This is a genomic window from Parasphingopyxis lamellibrachiae (assembly GCF_003385775.1).
Lineage (GTDB): Bacteria > Pseudomonadota > Alphaproteobacteria > Sphingomonadales > Sphingomonadaceae > Parasphingopyxis > Parasphingopyxis lamellibrachiae.
On record NZ_QRDP01000004.1, the window covers coordinates 204127 to 217229 of the forward strand.

Consider the following 13103-nt stretch of genomic DNA (forward strand, 5'->3'; position numbering starts at 1 on the left):
CTAGTAGCGAACCGGCCGGGCCCCGCTGATACTGGCCCATAGCGCCCTTAGCCAGCGCAGCCGCTTGTGTCCGGGCGCGGGGGCGTCGACGCTCAGCCACGCGGCGATTTCTTCCGGCGTACAGGGCAGGCGCGTCGGCGGGTGGATATAGCGCGGATAGACGATCAGCGTACCGGCGACGAGCGCATCGAGAGTGAGTTTCCGGCTCCGGCGATCGAAGGTCAGTCGGTCTTCGGTCAGTCCCCAGCCGGCATAGAAGGGCCCGCCATAAGTCAGCACGGTCTTTCCGCGCATCAGCGCCTCGAACCCGGCAAGCGAAGTCATCGTGGCAAGGCTGTCGCAGGCCGCGATACAGGCATCGATATTGGCGCCGTCGACGATCTTGTCCGCAATCGCGCTGCACTCGGCGACCGGGATTTTTCCGGCCCGGTTGCCCGTTTCGACATCGGGATGGGGTTTGTAGACGATATGGGCATCCGGATAATCGGCGCGGACGGCCTTGAGCAGCCCGAGATTGGTGTTGATATCCGCCGTACCGCGTTCAATCGAGCGGTCATCCTCGACCTGCCCGACAACGACGATCACCCGCTTCCCATCGGGCGCATCGATATTGGCCGCCCCGCCCACATTATATTTGCTCACCCCTGCCGCAACCAGCTCGGCGCGGAGCCTGGCCGCCCGTTCGGTCAGCTCCGGCGGTATCGACAGGCTTTCGAGGATCATTTCCAGCCGGGAACTGCTGTGCCGATCAAAATACATGCCGCGATCGTCGATGACGACAGAGGCCGGGAGGTGAAAATCCGAACCAAGACCGCGAGACCGCAAGAATCCGTCTTCCATCCGCCATACCGGAACCGAACTGCGACCGAGCTGGGCGCGCTTCTCGGCGTCCTCCTTGCCCGACCAGATGAGGATCTTGCCCATATCGCACGCCCGTGCGTCTTTCTCCGCACTCCTGACGGAACGGTGGAAACGCACGCTGCTGCGCGGCCCGGCCAGCATGTTGCGGACGGCCGCGCGTTTCCAGGGTGTAAAGCCGATGGCGGCGAAATGCCCTGTGTTGCTGTCCGCCACGCGGCGCCAGTCATGCAGCCTTTCTATCGTCGCTTCCAGGGTTGTCGGCGCGCCACTGATCGGATCGACATAACGCGAATAGAGGATATAGGCGGCGGCGAATATCTCCTGGATTGAGCGTTTCGCTGTGCGCCGTTTGCATCGCACTTCGTCCCGCGTCGCTCCCCAGCCCGCATAGAAGGGCATTCCGAAGCACCGCACCGGTTTACCCAGCATCAGTGCCTCAAACCCCATCAGGCTGGTAACGCAATAGACGGCATCGACCTGCGCCAAAATATCCGTGGCGCGCGCCTCGCTATCGAGCAGGGTTACGCCGCTCAGCGCTTCTTCGGGGATGCAGCCTTTCTTCAACCCGGCGGCAACGGCCGGATGGCGACGCACGATGATCTCCGCGTCCGGTTCGTCGCGCCTTGCAACTTCGAGCATCTTGGCGAAGCGTTCGGTGTCGGCCAGCCCGCCGGTAATCGATTCATCGCCATGGGTTTGATCGACGACCAGAACGCGCCGTTTTTTTGCCGCTTGCAAAGCGTGGTGATCCAGGCGCGGGGCGGCATTTGTCTTGCTCAGGCCATATTCGGCGATATTCTGCATCGCCTTTTCGGCGCGCGCCAGCAGTTCAGGCGTTTTCCAGCGGCCATCCTCCAGAAGCGTTTCGATCCGCGAAGGCGACCGGGCATCGTAATAAATGCCGATATCGTCGACGACCATGCTCAGCGGAGGCACGCCGGCTTCACCCAGCCCGATGGACCGCAGGAAACCATCTTCAAGCGCGATATAGGGCAGGCCCTTACGCGCGGCGATTGCGCGGGCGCGCCGCGCGGTCGGCTTATGACCCCATCCGGCGACCGCGTCGGTGTTGGCGGACGGCCAGCGGCGGCGTTCGATCTGCGGAACTTCCGGCAGGAAGGCATCCAAGTGGGGAATACCCGCAACGCCATGCCCGGGAACAAGCAGGTGCTGCGCGGCAAGGTGATAGGAAGAGGTGTCGGCCATCGGGGACGAAATGGAAGCCCCCTGCGATTTTGGCAAGGCTAGCAGCGACGGCGATTATAATTGCTGTTCCGCCAGCAGCGGCTGTCGAGCCAGAGCATTGGTGGCAGCGGTACGGCCTGGTGATAGGGCATGGTCGCGTCGGCGTAGGATACCAGGCTGTTGCGCATCTGACGCATCCGGGTCTGTGCCGTCAGGTGAAGCTGTCCCTTTGGACGGGCGAGGGCATCGCGGGCGGTTTCTGCTGCGGCGGTACAAAAGCTGCGCTGGGAACCGACACGGATATAGCTTTGATACATGCTGGTCGTATATTCATCCATTGCGGACTGCCAACGCCGCCCGGCCGTCCGGCGGAAATAGGTTTTCAGACCTTCGTATGCCGCGTTCAGCTCATCGGCATGATGCGTTAGAATGGCATTGTAATTGTCGACCGACATGATCGACGGCCAGAACTGGCAATTGAGTGCCGCGACGTTGAGACTCGACCGCAGGTTCCATATGAGATTGGCCCGGATATCGGCCGGTTGGCCGCCAACCAGGGCGGGGGTGAACAAGCCCGGTTCGGCACCGGTTACCGGCTGACCCTCATGTTCGGGAGGAAAGAAGAATATCTGCGCCGAGGCCGGGGCCGATATCGCACTGCCAACCATCGCCGCCAGTCCGGCAATTACCGTCCCGATTTTACGCATCTTCACTCTCCCTCGTTCTCCATCTTTTTACCGGGAATTGCGAACCGGGTAAGGCGGTGCCGCTCGGTTCGCCGCCCGTCCGACTCGTTCTGGCTTGCGCCGCGCCGGTTGGCCGTCATTTTACTCGGCCGCTTCCTCATCATTCTCGGTGCCTGGCGCTTCCTCTTCGCTATCATCGGTTGTCGGTTCGGCAGCGGCGGGTTGCTCCGGCGGTGCGCTGGCTGGCTCCGGTTCGGTGTCCGGCGAAGGCGCGGTATTGCTGTCTGCGGGCATCCTGCTTTCCATACCCATGGCTTCCTCTGCCCCTATCGTGCCGTCGATCAGCGTCGTATCGTTGATCGTCCCGTCGCCTTCACCGGGATCGACATCGGTTACGGCGGTGTCTTCATCTGTCGTCGCCGTTTCCGTGCCGCCGCCACAGGCGGCCAGGGCCAGCGTTGCCATGATTGCTGCTGATCCGTTCAATACTGTCTTCGAAATGCGCATCACCGTCTCCCTCGTTCGCAAATGCGATAGCGCTGCCGTTTTCCCGCCACAAGTTTATCCGTCGCGTTGTTAGATTCAATCCTTTGTTTCAGGCGTTTCCAACAATTCCAGAAAGGCCGGGAACTGCACATGGATAGCCGCGTCGACGGCTTCCATGGACGTTTCCAGGCCCAGCTTTGCAAGGCTTGTCACCGGATATTCGGCGATCCCGCATGGGATTATTCCGTCGAAATGCGCAAGATCGGGTGCGACATTGAGGGCAAATCCGTGAAAGCTCACCCAGCGGCGAATGCGGACGCCGATCGCGCCGATTTTCGCCTCGCTATCGCCGTCATCCGCCCATATCCCGATCCGGCCTTCCGCGCGGCGGGCCTCGACGCCGAGTTCGGCAAGGCTCGCAATTACCCAGGCTTCTAGCGAATGCACGAAATGACGGACGTCGCGGCCGCGTTTCGAGAGGTCCAGCATGACATAAACGACACGCTGGCCGGGCCCGTGATAAGTGTATCGGCCGCCGCGTCCGGCCGTATAAACGGGAAACCGCTCGGCGCTGATCAGTTCTTCGGGCGCGGCGCTCGTCCCGGCGGTGTAGAGCGGGGGATGTTCGAGTAGCCAGACACATTCACGCGCTTCGCCACGATGAATCGCGGCGGCGCGCTCCTCCATATTGGCCAGTGTCCCGGGGTAGTCCGTCAGGCCGGGCCATGTGCGCCATTCGATATCGTTCGTTTCCATCGCTAGGATAGATGTGTGGGAAGAGGGCGGGGATCAAGGCCTTGTGCCCTTGATCATCACACCGCATGATGGCTGGCATGACCGATACAAAACGATTTTCGCCGAGCGCGGGTTGGGACGAAGTCCGGCAGTTGCTGGGCCGCGATATGGCGCTGCTGGTTGCGATTGCGGGCGTCTTTTTTCTGCTCCCGGGTCTGATTTTGTCTTTCAGGCTGCCGCCGATAGAGGATATCAGCAGTTTGAGCGCGGTGGCCGCAGTGTTGAGGCCTTACCTGCCGCTGATCTTCCTGATCAGCCTCATCCAGATGGCCGGCCAGTTGGCGATCTGGTCCCTCGTGATGGCGACCGGCCGGCTGACGGTTGGCGAGGCGATCAAGGCCGCACTGCTCTTCCTGCCCTTTTATTTTCTCATCAACCTTACAGGCAATGTCATCATCGGGCTGGGCCTGTTGCTGTTCATCCTGCCCGGTATTTATCTTGCCACGCGTTTGGCGCCTATCGGCGTGATCGCCATATCGGAAAATATTCGCAATCCGCTCGTCGCGATTCGGCGGAGTTTTACGGTCACCACGGGCAATGCGTTTCCGATTTTCGCATTCCTGCTGATCGTCGGCATCGTTTTTCTGCTGATTTCGATGGTCTGTTCGATCGTCTTCGGGTCGATCTTCGCACTGCTGGGCCTCGATATGGCCGTTGGCGGAATTGGGGCGGCGTTGCTGGCGGTGGTTTCGGGGCTCGTATCTGCCGCGGGAACGACAGTCTTCACGCTGATGCCGGTGGCGATCTACCGGCAGCTTACCGATGCACAGGCATCGCAGGTGTTTTCCTAAGCTTCGCGCATTTCCTTAGGCTTCGCGCAAGGGGACATGCGGCGCGAAATCCCGCGGGAGCAAATTCAATAGCCTGGGATCGGGAAAAGTCTCGACGGACTGGCCCCGTGCCGTAAACCCGGAATTGCGATAGAAGCGCAGGGCGCCGGGATGGTCGAGCGTGCAGGTGTGCACATGAACGCGGGAAATATCTTTGCGCCATGCCCGGTTCAACGCCTCCGCCATCAGCCATTTCCCATGGCCGGCACCCGCCAGCTCCGGGACAAGGCCGAGGTAGGAAAGCTCGCAATCGCCTGATTCGCGGAAATCCAGTTCGAGCATGCCAACCTCGATCCCGTGCCGGTCTTCCACCGCGAATATCTCGATCTGCGGGTCGCGAATGATCGATAGCAATTCGCGTTCGTCGATTGCGAGCCGCGAAAACCAGAGCCAGGGTCCGCCGACACGGGTGAAGAGCGTGCGATATTTACCAGGATCGACGATCTCCCATCGTTTCAACCGAAGCGGGGAAGGGGGCGGCGGCGCAAGCCTTGGCCGCTCGCGCATGTCTAGATAGGTGACGATTGCGCCCAGTTCACCGGCTTTTAGCGTCTCCAGGCCCATTTTACCGTCCTGCGGTCACGACCAGGTGGCGAGCGGCGGCAGGCTCATCAATATCGCATCGATATTGCCGCCGGTTTTCAGGCCGAACAGCGTGCCGCGATCGTAGACGAGGTTGAATTCGGCATAGCGGCCGCGCCATTCGAGCTGCGTCGCCTTCTCTTCGTCGGTGAATTCCTGTGTCATCCGCTTACGCACAAGCGCTGGGAATGTCTTGAGAAACGCGTTACCGACATGGTCGGCAAAGGCGAGATGCGCGTTGAAATCTGCGTCGTCCTCGATTTCGAGATGGTCGAAAAATACCCCGCCCACACCGCGGGCAACGTTCCGATGCGGAATCCAGAAATACTCATCCGCCCATTTCGAGAATTTCTCGTAATCGCCGGGCTCATGGGCATCGCAGGCCTTGAACAGCTCGGCGTGAAAGAAATCCGTATCTTCCTTATAGGGAATCGGCGGATTGAGATCCGCGCCGCCGCCGAACCAGCGCTTGGTCGTATTGAGAAAACGCAGGTTCATATGAACTGCGGGCACGTGAGGGTTTGCCATATGGGCAACAAGACTGATTCCCGTCGCGAAAAAGCGCGGATCTGTTTCAGCCCCGTTGATCGTCTTTGCAAAATCTTCGCTAAACTGGCCGGACACGGTCGAGACGTTAACGCCGGCCTTTTCAAACACAGCGCCTTTGATCAGACCCTGCACACCGCCGCCGCCCGGCATGCCCGTTTCGTCGGGACGTTCCCAAGGCGTGTAGACGAACCGGGCGTCGCTGCCCGCTTCGGTTTCGATGGTTTCGAATTCGGCGCAAATCCGGTCGCGCAATTTCTCAAAGGTGGTGCGTGCCGCCTTTTGCTGGGCATCCATGTCGATCATTCAGGCCAGTTTCCCGTTTGTCTCAAAGCTTCGCCGAGTGCGATGCCCGTTGCTATCGCGACATTCAAGGAGCGAAAGCGCGGGCGCATGGGAATATGAATCCGCATCGCGGCGGCATCATGGACGTAAGGCGGCGCACCGGCGCTTTCCGAACCCGCCATCAGGATATCGCCCGGTTCGAACCGGGCATCGGGTAGCGCGGTGTCTCCGTCGACGGTCAGCAGGGCGATCCGCGCCGGGCGCGATTCGCGAAACGCTGCCCAATCGGCGTGCCGACTCACATCGGCCTCTGCCGCATAGTCCATGCCCGCCCGCTTCAGTTTGCGGTCGGAATAGGGAAAGCCGCAGGGCTCGATAATATCGAGCCCAACGCCAAAACACGCGGAAGTCCGCAATATTGTGCCGACATTTCCGGCGATATCGGGCTGGAAAAGGGCGATACGCATAGTCGTCACATACCTCTTGGGGCGAAGATGTCACAAGATGGTCAAAAACGCTGTTGGCAAATGGTCCTTAGGGCGGCTATCAGGCGCGCCAAGAAGCCGCTGGGGCAGGGCTGCGAACCATCCACTTGTCCCGATGTCCGAAGAGAAACATGAAGGCCCGAGGAATGGCGACGGAAGACCATGTAGAACAGCCGGCAGGCGAACAACCCGAACAAGAGGGTGTACGCCGCCGCGATTTCCTAAACATTGCTGCTGTGAGCTTTGCCGGCGTTGGCGGGGTCATCGCGATTCTCCCGCTGGTGAACCAGATGAATCCGTCGGCGGACGTTCTCGCGCTCTCGTCGATCGAGGTCGATCTCGCGAACATCGAGCCGGGCCAGGCGGTCAAGACAATCTGGCGCAAGCAGCCCCTGTTCATCCGCAATTTGACAGCGGATGAAATTACGGAAGCCAATGCCGTCGACGTGTCGGGGCTGCGGGATCCGCAAACGCTGGCCGAACGTACGGCGGATGGCCATGAAAACTGGCTGATCACGCTGGCGGTCTGCACCCATCTCGGCTGTGTTCCGCTGGGCGCGGGCCAGGGCGAGAACAAGGGCGAATATGGCGGCTATTTCTGCCCGTGCCATGGTTCGCACTATGATACGGCCGCGCGCATCCGCAAAGGTCCGGCACCGACCAACCTTGTGGTGCCCGAATATGAATTCACCTCCGACACAACCGTCACGATCGGGTAAGGTAGACTGACATGAGCTTTCCCTGGGCTGCACAATACACCCCCACAAACCCATTCATGAAATGGATGGACGATCGGCTGCCTTTGCCGCGCCTCGTCTTCAATTCCGTGGGGGCCGGTTATCCGGTTCCGCGGAACCTTAACTATTTCTGGAACTTCGGTGTGCTTTCCGGTCTTGCGCTGGTCATCCAGATCGTGACCGGTATCGTTCTCGCGATGCATTATGCCGCGAACAGCGAGATCGCCTTCGCGTCTGTCGAGCATATCATGCGCGATGTGAATTCGGGCTGGCTGATGCGTTATCTGCACGCCAATGGCGCCAGTTTCTTCTTCATCGTCGTCTATATCCACATCTTCCGCGGCCTCTATTACGGCTCCTACAAAGCTCCGCGCGAGATGGTATGGCTGCTCGGCCTCGTAATCTTCCTCCTGATGATGGCCACCGGGTTCATGGGCTATGTCCTGCCCTGGGGTCAGATGAGCTTCTGGGGCGCGCAGGTTATCACCGGCCTGTTTGCTGCAATTCCGGTTGTCGGCGAAACGATCCAGCAATGGCTGCTCGGCGGCTTCGCGCCTGACAATGCGGCGCTCAACCGCTTCTTCTCGCTTCACTATCTGCTGCCGTTCGTGATTGCAGGAGTCATCATCCTGCACATCTGGGCGCTGCACCTTCCCGGTTCGAGCAATCCGACGGGCATCGATGTGAAGGGTCCGCAGGATACGATCCCGTTCCATCCCTATTACACGGCGAAGGACGGTTTCGGCGCCGGCGTTTTCCTTATCCTGCTGGCGATCATGGTGTTCTTCGCGCCGAATTTCCTCGGTCATGCGGACAATTATATCGAAGCCAATCCGCTTTCGACGCCTGCGCATATCGTTCCGGAATGGTATTTCTGGCCCTTCTACGCGATCCTGCGCGCTTTCACCGTGGACATTCTCTTCATGCCGGCAAAGCTGCTGGGTGTGCTGGCGATGTTCGCCTCGATCCTGCTGCTGTTCTTCCTGCCCTGGCTCGACAAGTCTCCTGTGCGCTCGGGCAAGTTCCGGCCGCAGTTCAAGATCTGGTTCTGGGTGCTGGTCGCCGATGTCGCGGTGCTTGGCTATTGCGGAGGCGCTCCTGCTGAGGAGCCCTATGTGATGATCAGCCAGCTCGCCTCGATGTATTATTTTGCGCATTTCCTGATCATCCTGCCGCTGATCTCGAGGACGGAACGGCCTTTGCCGCTCCCGAATTCGATCACTGAAGCGGTGCTTGGCAAAGATCACGATGCGGCGCAGCCCGCAGCGGCCGAATAAGGGGTTTCGACATGGTTCGGATTATTGGATTTCTCGTCGGCCTCGGCTTTGTTGGCGTGCTTGGCTATTCGCTGATTGTCGGCGCGATCGCCTACACCACCGAAGAAGAGCCGGGCCCGACGGCCTATGACTATCATCATCACGCCCGGGAAATCAGCTTTGCCAGCGATGGTCCTCTGGGCCGGTTCGACCGGCAGCAGCTGCAGCGCGGGTTCCAGGTGTATCGCGAAGTGTGTGCGGCCTGCCATAGCCTCGAATATGTCGCGTTCCGCAACCTGACCGATCTGGGTTTCACCGAAGCCGAAGTCGATGCGATCGCCGATCAGTGGCCGATCCAGGTTCCAACCGTTAACGAAGAGACCGGCGAAGAGACGACCCGCAATGCCATCGCTTCGGATCACTTCCCGCATGTCTATGCCAATGAAGTGGCCGGGCGCGCTGCGAACAACAATGCCTATCCGCCGGATCTGTCGCTGATGACCAAAGCCCGCGAAGAAGGTGCTGCTTACCTCTATTCGCTGCTTTCCGGTTATGAAGATCCGCCTGCGGACCTGCCGGAGGAATTCCAGCCGGGAACCGGGCTGTATTTCAACCCGTATTTCGCGAACCTCAACATTGCGATGCCGCCGCCTCTTTCCGATGGCCAGGTGAGCTATGCTGACGGTACCGAGGCAACGGTTGACCAGATGTCCGAAGACGTTGCCGCCTTCCTGATCTGGACCGCAGAGCCGACGATGGAGGAACGCAAGTCGACCGGCTGGGCCGTGTTGATCTTCCTGGTCTTCCTGACGACGCTCGCCTTCCTCGCATACAAGAATATCTGGCGCGACCAGAAGCACTAGACCGTGAGCGGCGGGGCTGAACGCAACGCCGATCTGAAGGCGCTGATCCGGACGATCCCCGACTTTCCCAAGCCGGGGATCCAGTTTCGCGACATTACGACACTGCTGCTCGATCCGGGCGGTTTTGCCACCGTGGTCGAGCGTATGGCCGCCATGGTGGATGGCCCGATAGACGCGATTGCCGGTGTGGAAGCGCGCGGCTTCATTTTTGGGGCGGCGCTGGCGCGCGAGCTGGGTTCAGGGCTGGTGCTGGTCCGCAAGCGCGGCAAGCTGCCCGGCAAGACGCTGACCGAAGACTATGCCCTTGAATATGGCAGCGACAGTCTGGAAATGCATCACGATGCCATTCCGCAGGGTGCGCGGATCCTGCTGATCGACGATCTTCTGGCCACGGGCGGCACAGCGCATGCCGCGGTTCGGCTGCTGCGCGGGGCAGGGGCCAGTGTCGGTCAGTCGCTGTTCGTGATCGATCTGCCCGACCTGGGCGGGGCGGCCAGATTGCGCGAGGCCGGCGTATCGGTAGAGGCGCTGGTCGAGTTTGAGGGTGACTAGGCTCGTTGCCCGGCCTCTGTCGGGCGTTTCCGGATCAGGCCAATGGATTTCATCGTCATGACTGGCTCGTCATCCTGATTGAAGACGGTAATCTTGCTGCGAAACGAACCCATGTCCGGGCGGCTGCGCGAGGGCGTTTTGTCAACGATTTCGGATTCGCAGCGCAGCACATCGCCCGGATATACCGGCTTCAGCCAGCGCAGTTCGTCAATGCCCGGTGACCCAAGGCCCGCCTGTTTGTTGGTCTTCATATTCTCAACCACCATCCGCATCACCATTGCGCCAGTGTGCCAGCCGCTTGCGGAGACTTTTCCGAAATAAGTCTTCGCCGCGGCGTCGTCATCCAGATGAAAGGGCTGGGGATCGTATTTCGAGGCGAATTCGATAACCTCTTTGCGCGAGACTTCATAGCAGCCGAAAGCGGATTTCGTACCGGGCTGGATATCTTCGAAATAGAGCATGGCGGCAGGATATCATGGCCTTACGTTTACGCAAGCGTAACTGTGATCAATCGTTCAGCAATGCGTCCGCGACCGCCGGATCGCCGTCATTGGGGAGCGGTTCTATACCGATCAGCCGGCTGAGAAGCGTGTAGACATCGACATTGTCGACAATCCCGGGGCCAGCTTCGCGCACAAAGGCGGGGCCGTTTGCAAGGAAGGTCGCGCGCATTTCCGGATCGAAATTGTCCCAGCCATGGGTTGCCCCGGCAATTGGATAACGCGGTTCACCCGATATGATGACCCATCCGGCATCGGCCCTGCACAATATGGCGGTTGCCCTTGGGTTGGCGCCGAATTCGAGATGGGCGGGCACCTCTTCCCGCCGCGTGCAGGTCATATTGTCATGCGGCTGGATGAAGGTTTCGAAGACATGGTCATCGGTTCCCGCAGCCGGTTCAATGGCTGCATAGGGGCCGCTTTCAACCAGCGTGTAGAAACTGGGATCGATGAGTTCATCCAGCTGGATCACACGCGCGGCATCAATGGTCCGCATGCCATGATCCGAAATGATGACGATATTGGCCAGCCGGTCCATCGCCGCCAGCCCGTCTACAAGCTCTCCGATCCGCGTATCGACTTCGGCTATCGCCGCATCGGTTTCCGACGCACTTATCCCATGGATATGTCCGGCCATGTCGACTGTATCGAAATACAAGGTCACGAAACGCGGGCGAATGGTTTCGGGCCGTCTTTGCCAGTCGAGCACCGCGTTCACGCGCTGGATGTTCGAGACATTCTGGTCGAAGCGCTGCCAGTCTTGCGGCCGTACGCCGCGGATCGCCACTTCGGATCCGGGCCAGAACATCGTGCCAGTGCGGATTCCCGCATTTTCCGCGGTGACCCAGATAGGTTCGGCCTGATCCCACCAAAAGGGATCGAGCGACTGGGCCGGATTGCCGAGGCTGAACATCTGTCCCGGGCGTGCCGGATCGATCATCGAATTGCCGGTTATGCCGTGGTGATCGGGCCTGAGGCCGGTGACGATCGTATAGTGATTGGGGAATGTCTTGGTCGGGAAGGAAGGCCGCATCGAGGCGAAAATCCCCGTCTCCCGCAATGCCGACAGCCGCGGCGTTATGCCGCGGTCGAGATAGTCCGGCCGAAATCCGTCGATCGAGATGAGGATGGTGACGGGCACCGGTGTTTGCGCCTGGGTCGCAACCGCCCCGAACAGCGCAATGAGAACGAAAAACGACCGGATCATATGCATCGCCATATCACTCCTTCATTACACCGATAATATGCCGGGCCGGTTGCCGAACGCGGCACTATACATTGAACTTGAACAGCATCACGTCGCCGTCGGCGACGACATAATCCTTGCCTTCCTGGCGAAGCTTGCCGGCATCCCGGGCGCCGGTTTCGCCGTTATGGGCAATGAAATCGTCGAATCCGATTGTCTCGGCGCGGATGAAGCCGCGTTCGAAATCGCTATGGATGACCCCGGCGGCCTGCGGCGCATGCGATCCCCTGGTGACCGTCCATGCACGGGTTTCCTTGGGTCCGGCGGTGAAGAAGGTGATCAGATGGAGGAGCTGGTATCCGGCGCGGATGACGCGCGCCAGACCGGTTTCCTCCAGGCCCAGATCGGCAAGAAATTCGGGCCGGTCTTCGGGGGCCATAGTGATGATTTCGGCTTCGATCGCGGCCGAGATGATAACGGCTTCGGCGCCTTCCGCCGCCGCCTTTTCCATCACTCGGGCGCTGAAGGCATTGCCGGTCGCGGCCGAACCCTCATCGACGTTGCAGACATAGAGAACGGGCTTCGCGGTGAGCAGTTGCGCCTCGCGGAACAGGCGTGCTTCCTCTTCGTCTTTCGGCTCGGTCAGCCGGGCGGGCTTGCCCTCTTTGAGGAGATTCAGCGCCTGACCGAGCACCGAGGCAACGGCTTTGGCTTCCTTGTCGCCGCCGGTCGCCCGGCGCTTGGCGTTCTCCACCCGGCGCTCGACCGATTCCATGTCGGCAAGCAGCAATTCGGTTTCCACCGTTTCGGCATCGGCGATCGGGTCGATCGTGTTTTCGACATGCTGGATGTCGTCATCCTCGAAGCAGCGGAGCACATGGACGATGGCATCGACTTCGCGGATATTGGCGAGGAACTGGTTGCCCAGCCCTTCGCCCTTGGATGCGCCGCGCACGAGCCCGGCGATATCGACGAATTCGAGCTGGGTTTCGATGGTGTTGGCCGAGCCGGCAATGGCCGCGATCTGGGTGATTCGCGGATCGGGCACAGCGACTTTGCCGACATTGGGCTCGATCGTGCAGAAAGGATAATTGGCTGCCTGTGCCGCCTGCGTTTCGGTCAGCGCGTTGAACAGTGTCGATTTGCCGACATTCGGCAGGCCGACAATCCCGCATTTGAAGCCCATGATAATCCCGTCGAAAATGGAAGGCCGGAACAGCCCGGTAAACAAGGCCGCTCGATAGGCGTTTGCGCCGGATATTGCCAGC

The 13103-nt window shown here is 60.2% G+C and carries 15 protein-coding genes; 5 read left to right on the top strand and 10 right to left on the bottom strand.

What is annotated here, in order from left to right:
• The 4 genes from DFR46_RS01085 to lipB form a co-directional block, all read right to left on the bottom strand.
• Entirely contained in the window at positions 1-2067 is a 2067-nt protein-coding gene (locus tag DFR46_RS01085; RefSeq protein WP_116234781.1) for a capsular polysaccharide biosynthesis protein, read from the bottom strand.
• A 38-nt stretch (positions 2068-2105) separates the two neighbouring features.
• The gene (locus tag DFR46_RS01090) at positions 2106-2753 is read right to left on the bottom strand and encodes a hypothetical protein (RefSeq protein ID WP_116234782.1); all 648 of its coding nucleotides are present in this window, start codon (positions 2751-2753) and stop codon (positions 2106-2108) included.
• Positions 2754-2873: 120 nt separating this feature from the next.
• Positions 2874-3239 (bottom strand): hypothetical protein, encoded by a 366-nt coding sequence (locus DFR46_RS01095; protein ID WP_147297591.1) that lies wholly within the window; start codon positions 3237-3239, stop codon positions 2874-2876.
• A gap of 75 nt (positions 3240-3314) precedes the next feature.
• Positions 3315-3974: a lipoyl(octanoyl) transferase LipB gene (lipB, locus tag DFR46_RS01100; RefSeq protein WP_116234784.1), complete on the bottom strand. Its 660-nt coding sequence runs from the start codon at positions 3972-3974 to the stop codon at positions 3315-3317.
• Between the two features lie 77 nt (positions 3975-4051).
• Here lipB and DFR46_RS01105 point away from each other — a divergent pair, with 77 nt between their 5' ends.
• The gene (locus tag DFR46_RS01105; RefSeq protein ID WP_147297592.1) at positions 4052-4804 is read left to right on the top strand and encodes a hypothetical protein; all 753 of its coding nucleotides are present in this window, start codon (positions 4052-4054) and stop codon (positions 4802-4804) included.
• A gap of 15 nt (positions 4805-4819) precedes the next feature.
• Here the strand turns inward: DFR46_RS01105 and DFR46_RS01110 are convergent, their stop codons facing one another.
• The 3 genes from DFR46_RS01110 to DFR46_RS01120 are packed head-to-tail and all read right to left on the bottom strand — an operon-like array spanning position 4820 to position 6723.
• Entirely contained in the window at positions 4820-5407 is a 588-nt protein-coding gene (locus tag DFR46_RS01110) for a GNAT family N-acetyltransferase (RefSeq protein WP_116234786.1), read from the bottom strand.
• 15 nt (positions 5408-5422) lie between these two features.
• A complete protein-coding gene (hemF, locus tag DFR46_RS01115) occupies positions 5423-6277 on the bottom strand; it encodes an oxygen-dependent coproporphyrinogen oxidase (RefSeq protein ID WP_116234787.1) in 855 nt (284 codons plus the stop codon).
• On the bottom strand, positions 6274-6723 hold the full coding sequence (locus DFR46_RS01120) for a tRNA (cytidine(34)-2'-O)-methyltransferase (RefSeq protein ID WP_116234788.1): 450 nt from the start codon (positions 6721-6723) through the stop codon (positions 6274-6276). Before DFR46_RS01120 ends, hemF begins: the two co-directional genes overlap by 4 nt.
• A gap of 164 nt (positions 6724-6887) precedes the next feature.
• Here DFR46_RS01120 and petA point away from each other — a divergent pair, with 164 nt between their 5' ends.
• From petA to DFR46_RS01140, 4 genes are read left to right on the top strand one after another with little or no spacing between them, the layout of a single operon-like run.
• Positions 6888-7460, top strand: coding sequence for a ubiquinol-cytochrome c reductase iron-sulfur subunit (gene petA / locus DFR46_RS01125; RefSeq protein WP_116234789.1), 573 nt, complete (start codon positions 6888-6890; stop codon positions 7458-7460).
• 11 nt (positions 7461-7471) lie between these two features.
• The gene (locus DFR46_RS01130) at positions 7472-8755 is read left to right on the top strand and encodes a cytochrome b (protein WP_116234790.1); all 1284 of its coding nucleotides are present in this window, start codon (positions 7472-7474) and stop codon (positions 8753-8755) included.
• Positions 8756-8766: 11 nt separating this feature from the next.
• Entirely contained in the window at positions 8767-9597 is an 831-nt protein-coding gene (locus DFR46_RS01135; protein WP_116234791.1) for a cytochrome c1, read from the top strand.
• Between the two features lie 3 nt (positions 9598-9600).
• Positions 9601-10149 carry an adenine phosphoribosyltransferase gene (locus DFR46_RS01140; RefSeq protein ID WP_245953586.1) on the top strand — a complete coding sequence of 183 codons (549 nt, stop codon included), beginning with the start codon at positions 9601-9603 and terminating at the stop codon, positions 10147-10149.
• On the opposite strand, the gene DFR46_RS01145 is transcribed toward DFR46_RS01140, so the two are convergent.
• From DFR46_RS01145 to ychF, 3 genes are read right to left on the bottom strand one after another with little or no spacing between them, the layout of a single operon-like run.
• A complete protein-coding gene (locus DFR46_RS01145; RefSeq protein ID WP_116234792.1) occupies positions 10146-10610 on the bottom strand; it encodes a MaoC family dehydratase in 465 nt (154 codons plus the stop codon). The two genes, DFR46_RS01140 and DFR46_RS01145, sit on opposite strands and share 4 nt — an antisense overlap.
• Positions 10611-10656: 46 nt before the next feature.
• A complete protein-coding gene (locus tag DFR46_RS01150; RefSeq protein ID WP_245953588.1) occupies positions 10657-11868 on the bottom strand; it encodes an alkaline phosphatase family protein in 1212 nt (403 codons plus the stop codon).
• A gap of 52 nt (positions 11869-11920) precedes the next feature.
• Positions 11921-13021, bottom strand: coding sequence for a redox-regulated ATPase YchF (gene ychF, locus DFR46_RS01155; RefSeq protein WP_116237072.1), 1101 nt, complete (start codon positions 13019-13021; stop codon positions 11921-11923).
• Between the last annotated feature and the right edge of the window lie 82 nt (positions 13022-13103).

Coding starts and splice junctions, on each gene's coding strand:
- DFR46_RS01090 (WP_116234782.1), bottom strand. CDS start 2,753: ATGCGTAAAATCGGGACGGTAATTGCCGGACTGGCGGCGATGGTTGGC.
- lipB (WP_116234784.1), bottom strand. CDS start 3,974: ATGGAAACGAACGATATCGAATGGCGCACATGGCCCGGCCTGACGGAC.
- DFR46_RS01150 (WP_245953588.1), bottom strand. CDS start 11,868: ATGGCGATGCATATGATCCGGTCGTTTTTCGTTCTCATTGCGCTGTTC.
- DFR46_RS01085 (WP_116234781.1), bottom strand. CDS start 2,067: ATGGCCGACACCTCTTCCTATCACCTTGCCGCGCAGCACCTGCTTGTT.
- DFR46_RS01105 (WP_147297592.1), top strand. CDS start 4,052: ATGACCGATACAAAACGATTTTCGCCGAGCGCGGGTTGGGACGAAGTC.
- DFR46_RS01110 (WP_116234786.1), bottom strand. CDS start 5,407: ATGGGCCTGGAGACGCTAAAAGCCGGTGAACTGGGCGCAATCGTCACC.
- DFR46_RS01130 (WP_116234790.1), top strand. CDS start 7,472: ATGAGCTTTCCCTGGGCTGCACAATACACCCCCACAAACCCATTCATG.
- ychF (WP_116237072.1), bottom strand. CDS start 13,021: ATGGGCTTCAAATGCGGGATTGTCGGCCTGCCGAATGTCGGCAAATCG.
- DFR46_RS01145 (WP_116234792.1), bottom strand. CDS start 10,610: ATGCTCTATTTCGAAGATATCCAGCCCGGTACGAAATCCGCTTTCGGC.
- hemF (WP_116234787.1), bottom strand. CDS start 6,277: ATGATCGACATGGATGCCCAGCAAAAGGCGGCACGCACCACCTTTGAG.
- DFR46_RS01095 (WP_147297591.1), bottom strand. CDS start 3,239: ATGCGCATTTCGAAGACAGTATTGAACGGATCAGCAGCAATCATGGCA.
- DFR46_RS01135 (WP_116234791.1), top strand. CDS start 8,767: ATGGTTCGGATTATTGGATTTCTCGTCGGCCTCGGCTTTGTTGGCGTG.
- DFR46_RS01120 (WP_116234788.1), bottom strand. CDS start 6,723: ATGCGTATCGCCCTTTTCCAGCCCGATATCGCCGGAAATGTCGGCACA.
- petA (WP_116234789.1), top strand. CDS start 6,888: ATGGCGACGGAAGACCATGTAGAACAGCCGGCAGGCGAACAACCCGAA.